15 protein-coding genes, 6 tRNA genes, 1 pseudogene and 1 riboswitch are annotated in these 15590 nt (G+C 41.9%); of the genes and pseudogenes, 1 reads left to right on the forward strand and 21 read right to left on the reverse strand.

Going from position 1 to position 15590, the window contains the following annotated elements; all coding sequences use genetic code 11:
- Positions 1 to 31 precede the first annotated feature (31 nt).
- From pflA to OCV65_RS05510, 20 genes are all read right to left on the reverse strand, one after another.
- Positions 32 to 772 carry a pyruvate formate-lyase-activating protein gene (gene pflA, locus OCV65_RS05415; protein ID WP_262581232.1) on the reverse strand — a complete coding sequence of 247 codons (741 nt, stop codon included), beginning with the start codon at positions 770 to 772 and terminating at the stop codon, positions 32 to 34.
- A 21-nt stretch (positions 773 to 793) separates the two neighbouring features.
- The gene (gene grcA3 / locus OCV65_RS05420; RefSeq protein ID WP_118383670.1) at positions 794 to 1036 is read right to left on the reverse strand and encodes an autonomous glycyl radical cofactor GrcA3; all 243 of its coding nucleotides are present in this window, start codon (positions 1034 to 1036) and stop codon (positions 794 to 796) included.
- A gap of 1 nt (position 1037) precedes the next feature.
- A complete protein-coding gene (gene pflB / locus OCV65_RS05425; RefSeq protein WP_118453110.1) occupies positions 1038 to 3143 on the reverse strand; it encodes a formate C-acetyltransferase in 2106 nt (701 codons plus the stop codon).
- A gap of 130 nt (positions 3144 to 3273) precedes the next feature.
- Complete coding sequence (locus OCV65_RS05430) at positions 3274 to 3696, reverse strand: flavodoxin (protein WP_262581234.1); 423 nt, start codon at positions 3694 to 3696, stop codon at positions 3274 to 3276.
- A 31-nt stretch (positions 3697 to 3727) separates the two neighbouring features.
- A complete protein-coding gene (locus OCV65_RS05435) occupies positions 3728 to 4276 on the reverse strand; it encodes a DUF3793 family protein (RefSeq protein WP_262581235.1) in 549 nt (182 codons plus the stop codon).
- Positions 4277 to 4552: 276 nt separating this feature from the next.
- Positions 4553 to 5272, reverse strand: a complete 720-nt coding sequence (locus OCV65_RS05440; protein WP_262581236.1) for a FadR/GntR family transcriptional regulator — start codon at positions 5270 to 5272, stop codon at positions 4553 to 4555.
- Between the two features lie 148 nt (positions 5273 to 5420).
- Positions 5421 to 5870, reverse strand: a complete 450-nt coding sequence (locus OCV65_RS05445) for a NanQ anomerase/TabA/YiaL family protein (protein WP_262581237.1) — start codon at positions 5868 to 5870, stop codon at positions 5421 to 5423.
- A 15-nt stretch (positions 5871 to 5885) separates the two neighbouring features.
- A complete protein-coding gene (locus OCV65_RS05450; RefSeq protein ID WP_262581238.1) occupies positions 5886 to 6674 on the reverse strand; it encodes an HpcH/HpaI aldolase family protein in 789 nt (262 codons plus the stop codon).
- 12 nt (positions 6675 to 6686) lie between these two features.
- Positions 6687 to 8204 carry a tripartite tricarboxylate transporter permease gene (locus OCV65_RS05455; RefSeq protein WP_262581239.1) on the reverse strand — a complete coding sequence of 506 codons (1518 nt, stop codon included), beginning with the start codon at positions 8202 to 8204 and terminating at the stop codon, positions 6687 to 6689.
- A 13-nt stretch (positions 8205 to 8217) separates the two neighbouring features.
- Complete coding sequence (locus OCV65_RS05460) at positions 8218 to 8685, reverse strand: tripartite tricarboxylate transporter TctB family protein (RefSeq protein ID WP_262581240.1); 468 nt, start codon at positions 8683 to 8685, stop codon at positions 8218 to 8220.
- 128 nt (positions 8686 to 8813) lie between these two features.
- Positions 8814 to 9818: a tripartite tricarboxylate transporter substrate-binding protein gene (locus OCV65_RS05465; protein ID WP_262581241.1), complete on the reverse strand. Its 1005-nt coding sequence runs from the start codon at positions 9816 to 9818 to the stop codon at positions 8814 to 8816.
- Between the two features lie 415 nt (positions 9819 to 10233).
- Positions 10234 to 11574: a sodium-dependent transporter gene (locus OCV65_RS05470; RefSeq protein WP_262581242.1), complete on the reverse strand. Its 1341-nt coding sequence runs from the start codon at positions 11572 to 11574 to the stop codon at positions 10234 to 10236.
- A gap of 175 nt (positions 11575 to 11749) precedes the next feature.
- Positions 11750 to 11835: transfer RNA gene (locus OCV65_RS05475), tRNA-Leu, on the reverse strand.
- Between the two features lie 31 nt (positions 11836 to 11866).
- Positions 11867 to 11939, reverse strand: a tRNA-Val gene (locus tag OCV65_RS05480).
- A gap of 4 nt (positions 11940 to 11943) precedes the next feature.
- Positions 11944 to 12017, reverse strand: a tRNA-Asp gene (locus tag OCV65_RS05485).
- Positions 12018 to 12079: 62 nt separating this feature from the next.
- Positions 12080 to 12153: transfer RNA gene (locus OCV65_RS05490), tRNA-Ile, on the reverse strand.
- Positions 12154 to 12176: 23 nt separating this feature from the next.
- Positions 12177 to 12249: transfer RNA gene (locus tag OCV65_RS05495), tRNA-Thr, on the reverse strand.
- Positions 12250 to 12369: 120 nt separating this feature from the next.
- Positions 12370 to 12441: transfer RNA gene (locus OCV65_RS05500), tRNA-Glu, on the reverse strand.
- Positions 12442 to 12536: 95 nt separating this feature from the next.
- A complete protein-coding gene (locus OCV65_RS05505; RefSeq protein ID WP_262581243.1) occupies positions 12537 to 13022 on the reverse strand; it encodes a pyridoxamine 5'-phosphate oxidase family protein in 486 nt (161 codons plus the stop codon).
- A gap of 14 nt (positions 13023 to 13036) precedes the next feature.
- Complete coding sequence (locus OCV65_RS05510) at positions 13037 to 13690, reverse strand: ECF transporter S component (protein ID WP_262581244.1); 654 nt, start codon at positions 13688 to 13690, stop codon at positions 13037 to 13039.
- A 60-nt stretch (positions 13691 to 13750) separates the two neighbouring features.
- Positions 13751 to 13877, reverse strand: a riboswitch (FMN riboswitch).
- 222 nt (positions 13878 to 14099) lie between these two features.
- Here OCV65_RS05510 and OCV65_RS05515 point away from each other — a divergent pair.
- Positions 14100 to 15329: a dicarboxylate/amino acid:cation symporter gene (locus OCV65_RS05515; RefSeq protein WP_262581245.1), complete on the forward strand. Its 1230-nt coding sequence runs from the start codon at positions 14100 to 14102 to the stop codon at positions 15327 to 15329.
- Between the two features lie 93 nt (positions 15330 to 15422).
- Here the strand turns inward: OCV65_RS05515 and OCV65_RS13415 are convergent.
- Positions 15423 to 15590, reverse strand: a pseudogene (locus OCV65_RS13415) (group II intron reverse transcriptase/maturase); the annotation flags it as partial.

The following is a 15590-nucleotide window of genomic DNA, read 5'->3' on the forward strand; positions in this document are numbered from 1 at the left end:
TTATTATAACATAAAGAGAAAGGAGAAATTCCTACAAATTTCTCCTCACTTCCTGTATTGCTCTCAATATGGTCATACGCGCTTTCTTTGCCTGCTCCGGTTTCATCTCTGGCACACCTTCCAGAGGGTATTCTTTGCCCATATTTTTATACTTATTAATTCCCATCGTATGGTATGGCAGGATCTCTAATCCCACCAGATTACGCAGACCTCCGATCAGATGTCCGGTATCTGTCAGTTCCTTTTCACCGTCAGTAATCCCCGGCACTACCACATGTCGAATTACCACCGGTATCTCTGACCTTTCAAGAGCTTTCATGAACTGAAGTACCGCTTCCTGCTTTCTTCCGGTAAGTTCCACATGTCCTGCCGGATCGCTGTGTTTAATATCCAACAGCACCAGATCTGTCACATGGAATAACCGCTCGAATTCGCCCTGCTTTTCCTTACTGTACATAATGCCAGATGTATCCAGACAGGTATGGATTCCACGCTTCTTCGCTTCTGTAAAAAGCTCCGTCAGAAATCCAATCTGCAGCAGCGGTTCTCCGCCTGTAGCTGTAATCCCACCCTTGCGGTAGAATTCTTTATTTCTTTCATAGCGCTCCAAGAGTTCTTCTACGGTCACTTCCGTGCCCGCATTGATCTCCCACGTATCCGGATTGTGGCAGTACTTACAACGCATAGGACATCCCTGAAAGAATATTACAAAACGAACTCCGGGACCATCTACGGTCCCGAAGCTCTCTGTGGAATGAATATATCCTGTCAATTGATTCTCCCCGCCAGAACCTTACATGCTCTCATGGAAAGTTCTTGCGATGATCTCATCCTGCTGCTCTTTCGTCAGTTTATTAAAGTTTACTGCATAACCGGATACTCTGACGGTAAGCTGCGGATATTTTTCCGGATGTGCCTGTGCATCCAGGAGTTTCTCTCTCGTAAATACATTAACATTGAGATGGTGTCCACCTTTTTCTGCATAGCCATCCAGAAGGTTTACCAAATTATCAATCTGTGATTCGCTGATATTCATATTACATTTCCTCCTCTCTGTCATCTGTAAGGTTCGGTTCCTCACAAGCGCAGTCTGGCTCCATAGAGAAACTCAAGTCATCCAGGCTGATATCGCTCATATATACTGCATCTTCTTTACCAAGCGCTCCAGGAATGATAGAAAATGTATTAGAAATACCATCCTGTGCATCTTTAAATGGAAGCTTAGATACAGAGCTCAGAGATGCTACTGCACCGTGGCTGTCTCTCTTGTGCATCGGGTTAGCTCCCGGAGCAAATGCCTCACCTGCTTTTCTTCCGTCTGGTGTGGATCCTGTATTTTTACCATATACAACATTGGATGTAATCGTAAGGATTGATGTTGTAGGAATACTTCCACGGTAAGTATGATTACTCTTAATATAATGCATGAACTCTTTTACTACAGTGTAAGCGATGTCATCTACACGGTCATCATCGTTACCATATTTCGGGAAATCTCCCTCTACTTTATAGTCAACAACGATTCCATTTTCATCGCGGATCGTCTTAACCTTTGCATATTTGATCGCTGACAGCGAATCGGCAACAACTGAAAGACCTGCGATACCGGTTGCAAACCAGCGTTTTACCTGCTTATCATGAAGTGCCATCTGAATACGCTCATAGCAGTATTTGTCATGCATATAGTGAATGATATTCAGTGCATTAACATATACCTGTGCCAGCCATTTCATCATATCCTGGAAACGATCCATAACCTCATCGTAATCCAGATACTCTGAAGTAATCGGGCGGTATTTTGGTCCAACCTGTTTCTTAGACACCTCATCCACACCACCGTTGATAGCGTAGAGCAGGCACTTAGCCAGGTTCGCACGAGCGCCAAAGAACTGCATTTCTTTACCGACACGCATAGAAGATACACAACAAGCAATTGCATAATCGTCTCCGTGTGTTACTCGCATCAGATCATCATTCTCATACTGGATAGATGATGATGCAATGGATGTCTTAGCACAGAATCTCTTGAAGTTCTTCGGCAGTCTTGTTGACCACAGTACGGTCATATTCGGCTCCGGTGCTGTTCCAAGATTCTCCAGTGTATGCAGGTAACGGAATGACATCTTAGTTACCATTGTACGACCATCGATACCCATACCACCGATAGACTCTGTTACCCATGTCGGATCACCTGAGAACAGTGCATTATACTCCGGTGTTCTGGCAAATTTAACCAGGCGAAGCTTCATAATGAAGTGATCAACAAATTCCTGAATCTCTTCCTCTGTGAATGTGCCATTCTTCAGGTCTCTTTCTGCATAAATATCAATAAATGTAGAAGTTCTTCCCAGTGACATTGCTGCACCATTCTGCTCCTTAACAGCAGCAAGGTAACCGAAATACAGCCACTGGATTGCTTCTTTTACATTAGAAGCCGGCTTTGAAATGTCGTATCCATAAATATTACCCAACTCTTTCAGCTCTTTCAGTGCTTTGATCTGCTCTGAAAGCTCTTCTCTCTGTCTGGTAACATCAGAATACATGATCACTCTGGTACCGTCTTTCTGTCTCTGCTTATCCTCGATCAGGCGATCCACTCCGTACAGAGCTACTCGTCTGTAATCGCCAATGATTCGTCCACGTCCGTAAGCATCCGGAAGGCCGGTAATAATGTGGCTGGAACGGCATGCACGCATCTCCGGTGTATATGCGTCAAACACTCCATCGTTATGAGTCTTTCTGTGTTTCTGGAAAAAATCAACGATCTGTGGATCCACATGATAACCATTATCTTCGCAGGCCTTAACTGCCATACGGATACCACCATACGGCTGAAGTGAACGTTTAAACGGCTTATCTGTCTGAAAACCTACGATCTTCTCTTTATCCTTATTCAGATATCCAGGTCCATGAGATGTAATACCTGAGATAATCTTAGTGTCCATGTCAAGAACTCCGCCCTTAGCACGCTCTTCAGCCGACAGTTCCATTACCTGATCCCACAGATCCTTTGTAGCCTGTGTCGGACCAGCCAGGAAAGAATCATCACCTTCATATGGTGTATAATTCTTTTGAATAAAATCACGGACATTAATTTCTTTCTGCCAAACTCCTCCAACAAATGAATTCCATTCCTGTTCCATAACTTCCTCCTAAAAGTATATTTCCCGCAGTCCCCTGTTCTGCTTCAATCATTCTAACGTCAAATCAACTCTCTTGTCAATCTCCAACGCATTTAAAAATGTATATTTTTGAATACATTTTTCACTTCAATTATGCCAACCGTTTCCCAAGTGTTCTACAAGCAGATTCACAATCAGAATCCGGTGCATCATTGCATGTTACACTGTCACACGCAAGTACAGCTCCTGCATTACGGCATTCATCTTCCCAGTTTCTCATCCACTCGCCGTCTCCCCATCCGTAAGAACCAAACAGTGCGATTTTCTTATCCTTCAGTGCTGACACGCATCCCTCAAACATTGGCTCAAATTCGCCTTCTTCCAGCACTTCATCTCCCATAGCCGGGCATCCAAATGCGATTGCATCATAGTCAGCCACTTTCGTCGCATCAAATTCTCCACAATTCAGAAGTTCTCCTTCCGCTCCTGCTTCTTTCACACCTTCCAGCACAGCATTTGCCATAGCCTCTGTATTACCTGTTCCACTCCAATATACAACTGCAATTTTGCTCATAATGATATCCTCCTTAAAATTTGAACTTATGTCAAGCAGCTACCGTGAGCTGCAAAACACTCTTTCCCTGATTCCACAGCTGAGTATAAACCTCTGTACACTTTTTGAATTTCTGAAACGTCTGCAACGCTTCACATTCATTGCAATACACCTTCCAGCACCCACAGCACAAAGAATTACGTCCTTCATTCTCCACGAATCCAATCACATCTCCAAGCGGATAACCAAGAAACAGACCGATTTCGTGTGGAAAATCCTCATTATTTTCCAGACGTCCTCGCAAATGTCTGAGCGCATAGTCTGCATCAGTACTTTCGTATCCACATTTTTTCAGAAGTTCCGCCACTCCCGGACGCTTCATATCACGCTCAAGAAAGTTTTTTCTGAATACGTAGATCAATGCCGTCTGCTTTCGGATCTTCAGAATACATACGGATACCCCTTTCTCTGCCATACACTGATTCCAGAATTCCACATAGAATTCTACTTCTTCCAGCGAATCGTATTTATATGAAAATAAATTCCCGGTTTTCAGCGAAGCAAGCGTTGGAGAACAGTTCTCCACCAGATATCTTTCCATTCCGAGGTCTCCTTTCAGCCTGTCAGACACTTTTCAGTTCTTTTAGTGTCACCCATTCTGCATGAATTATTCTTTTTCTTTAAACCCATAAGTTAGTTTTGACACATTTGGATTAGTTTTATCTAACCGTTGATTAAAAGAAATGAGTTGGCTATTCCTAACTCATTTCCTAATATAGTATATTCAGATTAAAGTGTCAAGTAATTCCATGTCTTTTATTTTATACACAAAAGTAATCCCATTACTTTATCCTCAGTCGTTCTACGCTATCTCCTTTTATCCTTCCTGCTGTCTCTGCAGATATTCTTCATAATTACGTTTTGAACGCTCCAGATGTCCACGCATTGCCTCTTTCGCTGCCTTTTCATCTCTTGCCTTAATTGCATTCATAATCAAATTATGTCTTGCGATACTGTCCTGCAAACTATCCTGCAATAAAAAAGCTTTATGAATCATTTCCTGACAAATCGTTCCAATTGCTTCCGTCATCAATGCAAGCAATGGATTTCCAGATGCTTTTGCAATCATATAATGAAATGAAAAGTCATATTTTGAACGTTTTTCATTAGACAGTTTCGGATCCTTCAGAAGTTCCAGCAAATGCTCCATCTCTTTCATTTCCGCAGTCGTCACATGATTAACCGCACGACTTATGGATTCCATTTCTAAAATCATTCGCATATCGAACACACTTACATAATCAATCTGATCCATTTGAATAATCCGATATACTACATCTGCAATATTCTGCGCCTCCGGTCTGGTTACATACGATCCGCTACCGGTCTTAGAATCAATTAAACCTCTTTCTTTTAAAAGTTTTAAAGATTCCCGAATAATTGTTCTACTGACACTATATTCCTCTGCAAGATGTTGTTCCGATGGCAATCTTGCTCCATCCTCATAATTATTCAATATCTGTTGTTCCAACAGATCTGCCACCTGTTCATACAAATGGTCTTTCTGTAGAACATTTCCAACCGGCATTCCATTCATACTGTTTCTCCTCATATCATTAACTATTTTCCAAAAACTACCAAACAGTTCACACTTGTTTTATTATATCACACTCTCTCGCAAATGTGTTGTTATAATCAACAGGCTGTCACACTAATTTTAGTGCCACAGCCTGTCAGCAAACCTATTATAAACGTATTTTATATACCGCTTTTATGAACTTCTGAGGTATTTCAATCATGCCGCAAGTCTTATGTGCATCCTCCGGGAATGCAACCAGAAATTTGCCTGGCGTCAGAATCACCGATTGTCCTCCTTGTCCATGAAAAAAGTAAGCATCTGTTTCCGGATGTTCTTCATACAATTTAAGTTTATCCGGAATCTCAATATCCATTCTCTCTGCTCCTTCTAACACAACATGAATATCTATATACTCATGATGATTTTCAAAAAATGTTTCCGTTTCTGACTTCGTTCGCAGATCAACTTTAAACGCATAGACATCATCACCCTTTATTGATACCCGTTCGCGTCCTAATGTTGACAAGAACTCGTCATTCACATATTTTAATGCTATATCCAATCCTGGATGAATCCCCTGATACCGCATCGCATCCTTAATATTTGCATAGATCAAAAAATATCATCCTTTCTATACCATCCGTTCATTCTCAATTGTACGGATATTTTGAATCACTTCCTTACCCAATGTCATATAATAATCTTGCGGAAATCCTATTGAAAGGAAAGAAGCTCCTCTTTCCATCCAAAATCTTGCCACATCATAATTCACTCCGATAGAAGCACCAAATGGTTTTCCGGCCTTTTTACATTTTGCAATCATCTGTTCCATCAAATCTATCATCTCCGGATCATTCACCTGACCAAATTTTCCTATAGATGCTGAAAGATCATTCAATCCACAGATTACTCCATCCACTCCTGGCACTGCCAGAATTTCATCCAGATTATCCACTGCTTCTTTTCGTTCACACTGCATCAAAAGCATAATACTATCATTGGCCTGCTTAAAATATTCCGCATCACTCATGCCACCATACCACTGAGAACGTCTAGGTCCATACCCACGAATTCCTTCTGGCGGATACTTACATACTTCAATACATTTTCTGGCATCTTCTGCTGTATTCACTAACGGAAATATTATACCATCCGGCCCATTTTCCAATACTGGTTTTATATTCCCAACGGAATGATCTACCACTCGCACAATAGCTGCATTTCCACCAGCATTCGTAGCCAGGATTGCATTGATTATCATCGGATTACTCATAGCACCATGTTCCGCATCAATCCAAACATAATCATAATCCAATTGTCCACATAATTCATAAAAAGACAAATCTGTACAGGAACAGTGTGTACCAAAATTCAACTGTCCTTTCGCTATTTTTTCTCTTAATTTATTTACATATTTCATGTCAAATCACCATCATGCCTTTCTTGCTTTATTCTTCTTAATCGTCGTTTGAATAATAGGTACTAAGAAAGAAGCAATAATTAAAATTAATAAGATCAGACTAATCGGACGAGTCACAAAACAGCTCACATCTCCCCGTGATATCACTAATGCCGTTCGAACATTTTTCTCTACCGTACTGCCCAACAGCAATCCCAACACAAGAGGTCCCGACGGAAAATCATAAACTTTCAAAAAGAAGCCCAAAATTCCCATAATAAACATAACAACAACATCCAAAAAGCTATTGTTAATGCAGTAAGAGCCCACAATGCACAATACTCCAACTGCTGCCCACACGGTCGGCTGGCTCATATTTAAAAGCTTCGCTGAAATCTTAGCCGTTCCAAGACCTATGACAAGAAATGCCAGATTAGCCAAAATCATCAACACCATAATCTGTGCCGTAAAACCAATCTGCTCATTAAACATCGCATGACCTGGAGTCATTCCATACATCATCAGAGAACCCAGTAATACCGCCGTAACTGCATCTCCCGGAATTCCAAGCGTCAGCATTGTACACATTGCCCCACCAATTACACCATTATTGGCACTTGACGATACCGCCAGTCCTTCAGCTGAACCGTGACCGTATTTTTCTCCTTCTTTACTGAATCTCTTCGAATTACCCCAACAGATAATAGCTGAAATATCTCCGCCGGCTGCCGGAATAGCACCGATAATCGTAGCTGCAATACCTGCAAGGACACAGCGTGGTGTCCATTTTTTCATTTCGCTAAGAGATGGAAGCACACGCCCTAATGACTGGCTGACCTTACGCGCCTCCATCTCGGCCTTCGCTTTTTCCTCATTGTATTCATAAACCTGGAAAAACACTTCTCCGAGACCAAGCAATCCTATCATAACCGGGATAAAATTAATACCTGACTGCAATTGAATTGAACCAAACGTAAATCTTTGCAGACCAGATATCGGGCAAAGTCCTACTGTGGATAACAGCAGTCCTAAGAAGCCTAACATAATGCCTTTCAACACTTTTCCGTTAGAAACTGCGATCATCATAGTCATTCCAAACAGGGCAACCATCGCATATTCCGCCGGTCCAAACTTAATTGTTATCTTTGCGATCGGATCTGCTAACAAAATCAGTAAAATAATGGAGATCATACCACCTATAAAAGAGAACACTACGTTGATCCCAAGTGCCAAACCACCTTTTCCTTCTTTGTACAAAGGATAGCCATCCCATGCCTGCGTAATGGAAGCCGGTGTTCCCGGTGTATTAATCAAAATTGCAGTAATTCCACCCGCAAAAATTGCAGCATTCCAAAGCCCCATTAACATTGCAAATCCATCTACCTTATCCAGCCAAAATGTAATCGGCGTAATAAGTGCCACCCCCATTGTTGCTGACAAACCCGGTAGCGCACCTATCATCGTTCCAAGAAGTACTCCAATTGCCAGATAAAGAACTACCGATGGCGTTAATAATTCCACAAAAGCTGATGCTAATATATGTGCGGACATTCTCTCACCTCCTTTACGGCATAAAACGAATCGTAAAACCTTTAGCAAACAAACCATAGACAAAAAGAGTCATGCCTATTGTAAAAAGTAATGAAAAAATCATGCTACGTCTAAATAATTTATTTACTGCAAACACATAGACCGGAAGAATCAGGAAAAACATTTCACTTATCTTCCATGCAATCAAGAAGATTAAAATAAATCCCGTCAACAATGCACCTATTTTCAAATTATTCTTTTTTTCTTCCGTAAGCATAAAATAATCAACTTCTCCGTGCTGACGTATTCCACGTATTGTGAGCAATACGCCACATATGATCAACGCAACCGCACAAATGAACGGAAAGAATCCCGGTCCTACACCCGCACCATCTGTTCCACCAAGAACAACCATCTTTGGATTCTGGTGAATATAAATCAATGTAAATCCACCTATGATCAACGAAAATATTCCAGGAATCGTATCACCTTTTTTAATCACAGTAAGAACCCCCTTTATTTTGCCGCATCGGGCAGGCACTTATTATAAGCCCCTGCCCCTCTTCTTCAAGTTCAAACAGTCTCTGTTCCTACAAAAAACAATCTCTTTTCTACTTAATTCAATAGTTATTAATTCGCAGACAAATTAAATTCCTTAATAATATCAGAATTTGTCTTATACATTTCCATAGCATCTTTTTTAAATTCTGCGCCATCTACATGATATTCATCAAATCCTTTTTCTGATAATGTTTTTTTGAAGTCATCTGCATTCATAACCTTTTCACCAGCCTTGCGAAGAACTTCAATCACATCATCCGGTGTTCCTGCCGGTACCGCAAATGCTCCCCATGATCCACCATTGCATTCATAACCAAGCTCTGTAGCTGTTGGTACATCCGGAAGTAATTCTGACGGCTCAGAAGAAAGGTTACACAAAACCTTAAATTCTCCAGAATTAACATATGAAATTGCTTCTGCTGTTCCAGCTGTACAGCACTGGACATTACCACCCATCATAGCTGTAATTGCCTCAGCTGTTCCGCCACTGAAATTGACAATATTTAATTCAATACCTGCTGCTTCGAGCATAGATCTAAGGCCTAACTCATATGCATTACCAACACCTGCTGTTCCAATTGTAATTGAACCTGGATTCTCTTTTGCAGCTGCAATCAAGTCATCAAGGCTATCCCATTCACTGTCAGCCGGAACACAGATTAATGCACTAATCTTCATTGCTGTACAAATGTACTCAAAATCTTCTGGTGTAACAGTCGCATTACCCATTGCCTCTACAGTCGTAACTTCCGCTGGGATATATCCAATTGTATATCCGTCCGGATTCGAAGATGCAATTGCTTCCAATCCAACACCTGCTCCTGCACCCGGCTTATTCTCAACAACAACTGATACACCTAATTCTTTCTCCATAGCTGCTGCAAACAATCTGCTGATCGTATCTGATCCGCCACCTGCTGCCAATGGACAAATAAGTGTGATCTGTTTTTCTGGATAGTTACTCTTTTCCTCCTTACCACTGTCATCACCGCTCTTCTTACTTCCACAAGCAGCCAGACCAAACACCATCACTACAGCCAGTAACATTGCTACAACTCTCTTCATTTTTTTCATGTCCTTTCCTCCTTTTGCATGACTTTTGGATAAAACCATCTTCTAGTTTTATTCCGTTTCCCTTAAATCTGTACTACAATACTACAGCTTTTACCGTCATTTTGTCAATACTTCATGTGTAATTACATATTTTTTAGTTGTTTTGCACAGTTTTTATTTACTATTTTCCTTTTTTAACACAACTACCTCTTCACAATAACAAAGAATGTGCCTTGGCACATTCTCGCGGAGCGTTTTTTACTTTACAGGAAAGCAATTTCCTGTAAAGCAAAAAAATCTCATACCACATCATCGCAGTATGAGATTCCAATTTATTTCATTATTTTCTTTTTCAATCCAATACACCAATTCAGGTATTACACCTTTCTTGCCGCATAAAATATCTGCATTCCCCTGTGGGTTTATTTCCACCACTTTATCCTATACCACCAAGCAGTGCCCCTGCAACTAATGCCACAAATGCCAGCGGAACAAGCACGTACTTTCCGAGCACCAGAAACCACGCTCCAATCTTTTTCTCTCGTCCGGTATTCACAGCTTTCAGTGCAAACTCTCTGTCAGCCACCCAGAAAAACATGATTGCTGCAAGCATCGCACCCAGCGGGCAGACATAGATTGATACCGCGTCCATCCACCCCGAAACGATCCCCTGGATCATAAGCGCACTGATACATCCGAATCCTGCAATACTTCCCACTGCAGTCGCACGCTTCATTCCAAATATCTCCTGCATAGCAGCAATTGGCGCTTCATACAGATTCACAAGAGAACTTAAACCAGCAAACAGCACACAAATATAGAATACAATTCCTACTATTTTGCCACCTGCCATACCATTAAATACATTGATCAAATAAATAAACATTAGTCCCGGACCACCCGACGACAATTCCGCACCGCCAACTGCCATACCAGGTATGATCACCAACGCCGCAAGCATCGCTGCAATCGTATCAAAAATCGCCACATTACGTGCTGAACTCACAAGATCTTCCGACTCACTCAGATACGATCCATAAATCACAGTTCCGTTACCGGCAATAGACAATGAAAAAAACGCCTGTCCAAACGCGTAGATCCAAAGTTTAGGATCCAAAAGTCCACTTGGATTAATCGTAAATATATAGCGATATCCACCGACCGCTCCCGGCAATGTAAAAATATAAATTCCCAGACCGACAAACAACACAAACAGCAGCGGCATCATGACACCATTGGCACGTTCGATTCCCCCGGCAATTCCCATTGCCATAATAACAGCTGTTATAAGTACAGCAATAACCAGCCAGAAATTATTTCCAAATGCTGCTGCGGTTCTTCCGAACACTCCTCCGATCACATCCATATCCTGACCCATGTCTGCAATCTGACCCGTGATCGCAAGAAATGTATATTTAAAAATCCATCCGACTATCACTGTATATCCGATTGCCATGGCAAGCGATCCCAACACCGGAATCCAGCCGATTGTGTTTCCCACTTTCGCATTACCAGTTCGCATCTCCGTGCAATTGCCAAATGCTATAATCGGACCACCTTTCGCTGCCCGTCCCAGCGCCATCTCTTCAATCACTCCGGTAGACGCAATCAATATTACAAACAAAATATATGGCAGCAGAAATGTCATGCCGCCCCAGTCTGACACCATATATGGGAATCGCCAGATATTTCCCATACCAACCGCAGACCCGATGCAGGCCAGGACAAACCCTGTCCTGCTCTTGAATCCATCTCTTTCCTTTTCATGTTTCCCCATTTAAATAAATCCTCCAACTACCACTGTTCTCGACCAATCGGCGAAGCCCATTCATATTCTTGATATGGTCCAATCTTTCCGTTATAGGCAAATGCTCGACTCTCCAAACTTTGCTTCTTATTATAAAAAATAAGAGAAACGCTGTAATTTCAACGGTTCTCTTATTTTTACTTAATGCCGCAGACCGGAATCGAACCGGTACGAGAGGTTAGTCCCGCAGGATTTTAAGTCCTGTGCGTCTGCCAGTTCCGCCACTGCGGCATTCAATTGTGATTCGCAACTTTGTTGCGAATGGGACCTACAGGGCTCGAACCTGTGACCCTCTGCTTGTAAGGCAGATGCTCTCCCAGCTGAGCTAAGATCCCAAAACGACCCAGAAGAGACTCGAACTCTCGACCTCCGCCGTGACAGGGCGGCGCTCTAACCAACTGAGCCACTGGGCCAAATATTAAATTAAATCACCATGCACCCAGCGTCTATACCAGACGCTCTTGTGCTGGATTAGTGGACCTTCGGGGACTCGAACCCAGGACCGATCGGTTATGAGCCGATTGCTCTAACCAGCTGAGCTAAAGGTCCATATGACGTCCCTTAAAGGACTAAGCCGATGATCGGACTCGAACCGATAACCTGCTGATTACAAATCAGCTGCTCTGCCAATTGAGCCACATCGGCATGATGTGTTGCAAGCAGCTGATTTGTAATCATCAGCTCTGCCTGCGATTGACGTGGTCAATCTTACCGAATTGAGCCACATCGGCATGATGTGTTGCAAGATTGAATTCTTCAATCAAATGACTCCACCGGGAATCGAACCCGGGTTACCGCCGTGAAAGGGCGATGTCTTGACCGCTTGACCATGGAGCCTTATGCTATCACCACTTCCATGGTGACCGCATTTAATGTTAGCATACTGTTTTAAAATATGCAAGCTTTTTTTGAAATTTATTATTATTTTTGATTTATTTTTGATCGTAAATTTTAGGTTCTACCGTTTTGTTTTCAAAATCTATAAACAGCTGGAATGCGTAACCCTCATCACTGGTATCCCAGATTTCCACATACTTTGGCTCTATTTCAATCAGGATTTCTGTATCTTCATGACTGTATTTGTTATAACTTTCCCACAGATGTTCTTTATATCCTTTTTCAAAACGTCTGTCTGGCTCATCTACCACCAATCCTTTATTAATCGCAATTCCTTCCACCTGTACTCCACTCCAGCACAATGCTACATGCGGATTTTCCAGAAGCTGTTTTGTTTTCCGGAAATTCTTGTCTGTCTTAAACCAGATTTTCTCATCATAAAACAGGCAGCTTACGTTTCTTACCATTACATAGTCATTCACGCTGGAAGCCAAAGCCATAATCTTCCAGTCTCCCAGCATTTCAAACATTCTTTCAACAGCCTGTTCGTATATAATGTCTTTATCTAATGTAAATTTCATCCCTAATCTCCTCTTTATCTGTTAATGATTCCTCTTATCACACCACTTAATCTCTTATAAATAATAAATGTAACCACCGATGTTGCCCCATATTTGATCAGATTAAATGGAAGCAGTCCAAAAATAACAAGGCTTACCGTATCCTTCATGGCTGGATTGACAGCATTACACATTGCAATAATATCACCCATGGACATACCGAATAATTTCACATAAAACGGTATAATAAGATATAAATTAGTAAGAACTGCAACTACAGCTACCACACAGCAGCTGACAGCCATTCCGAGAGCAGCACTTTTTCTTGTCTTCTTTCTGTGATAAATAAACACTGCCGGCAACACATAAGCAGAACTTAACAGAAAATTCTGCAGTTCTCCGGTACCAAGCGACATCGTTCCCTGCATCACAAGCTGAAGCAATATCTTCACAACGATAATGCACAGTGCTTCTACCGGTCCAAACATTAGGCCTCCCATAATCTCCATCACACCAGACAGATCAAACGAAAGAAATGGCGGCATAAATGGAATCGGGAATCGCATAAGCATAAGTACTGCACTGACAGCTCCCATAAGACCTATAAATGCAATCTTTTTCACCTTCATCCTCGATGCGCTGTGTACCTGATTACTTACTGTTGTTACTTCTTGTTCATTTCCGTTCATATCGGATCCTCCTATAAAAATAACCCGGAACATCTACGCTCCGGGCTTTATTTTTGCAGAAAATGTCTTTTCTCATCCGGACTATACCGTCGGTTCTGGAATTCCATAAAGGTCACCAGATCAGCCGCTCTCGCGGGTCATGGACTATACCATCGGTAGGGACTCTCACCCTGCCACAAAGACTTATTGATTCTATATCGAGTTGTAATTGCAGTAACATTATCTGCTGAGATTTATTATATACTTTTCTGACACAGCTGTAAATATTATTTATTTTTTTGAATTTTTTGGAATATTTTGAAATTTTTGAAAGGAATTGTTTTTATAAATGTATCATGGTATAATTAATCGTCAACGGAGACATTGCAGTAGGCGCAGTGTCTCTTTTTCAAAGAGAGGAATTGATAAAATGAAAGAAAAGAAAAAAATGTCTTTGGCCATGCAGATATTTATTGCACTTGTACTGGCCATCATTGCAGGATTACTCTTGCAGAGTCACGCAGACTTTGCCGAATCCTACATCAAACCCTTCGGAACGATATTCTTGAACCTTGTTAAATTCATCGTCGTTCCTATTGTATTATTCTCCATCATGTGCGGTATCATTTCTATGAGTGATATCAAAAAGGTGGGCGCCATTGGTCTGAAAACGGTTATTTTCTATCTTTGCACGACTGCATTTGCTGTTACGATCGGTCTGACCGGCGGTAATCTTTTTAAAAGTCTGTTCCCGGTAGTTGCTACTACGGATCTGACTTATGAAGCAACCGAAGCCACATCCTTTATGGATACACTTGTGAATATGTTCCCATCCAACTTCGTATCTCCTATGGTAGAAGCTAACATGCTGCAGATCATCGTCATGGCTGTTCTTCTTGGATTTGCGATTATCCTTGTAGGTGAGAAAAATATCCGTGTCGTAAATGCATTCAACGATCTAAATGACATTTTTATGAAATGTATGGAAATGATTCTGAAGCTGTCACCGATCGGTGTCTTCTGTTTACTGTGCCCGGTCATCGCATCCAACGGACCTGCTATTATCGGTTCTCTTGCAATGGTGCTTCTGGCAGCATATATTTGTTACATTGTACATGCAGTATTCGTGTACTCACTGACGGTAAAAACTATGGGCGGTTTAAGTCCACTGAAATTCTTTAAAGGCATGCTTCCGGCAATCATGTTTGCATTTTCCAGTGCATCTTCTGTAGGAACTCTGCCGATCAACATGGAGTGCACTGAAAAGCTCGGTGCCAGACGAGAAGTTGCTTCTTTCGTACTGCCTCTGGGAGCGACGATCAACATGGACGGTACAGCCATTTACCAGGGTGTCTGTGCTATCTTCATTGCTTCCTGCTACGGCATCCAGCTCACTCTTCCACAGATGTTGACCATCGTTCTTACCGCTACACTGGCATCTATCGGAACCGCCGGAGTACCGGGTGCAGGTATGGTCATGCTGGCTATGGTACTTACTTCTGTTGGTCTTCCTGTTGATGGCATTGCTTTGGTAGCCGGAGTAGACCGTATCTTTGATATGGGACGTACAACCGTCAACATCACCGGTGATGCAGCCTGTACCGTCATTGTCTCCAATCTGGAGGCAAAGCGTGAAGCGCGCAAAACCACAAATAATTAAAACAAATACACCAATTATTTAAATCGAGTAGGAGGCGGTGACTAACCGCCGTCCTCTCACAGCACCGTACGTACCGTTCGGTATACGGCGCTTTCAATAGTTGATGTGCACAGACTGATAGGCTGTGGCTAGATCATAAAAGCCACTGTTTATCAGTCTTTCTTTATTCAGCGCCCAAATCACAGCTTTGTTATTACTGATGTACCAATACTTTCTGCGACTATTTGCTATTGTTGCCGCATAGTGTTCTGGAATTCCCAG

Source organism: Dorea ammoniilytica (genome assembly GCF_025567415.1).
Taxonomy (GTDB): Bacteria; Bacillota; Clostridia; order Lachnospirales; family Lachnospiraceae; genus Claveliimonas; species Claveliimonas ammoniilytica.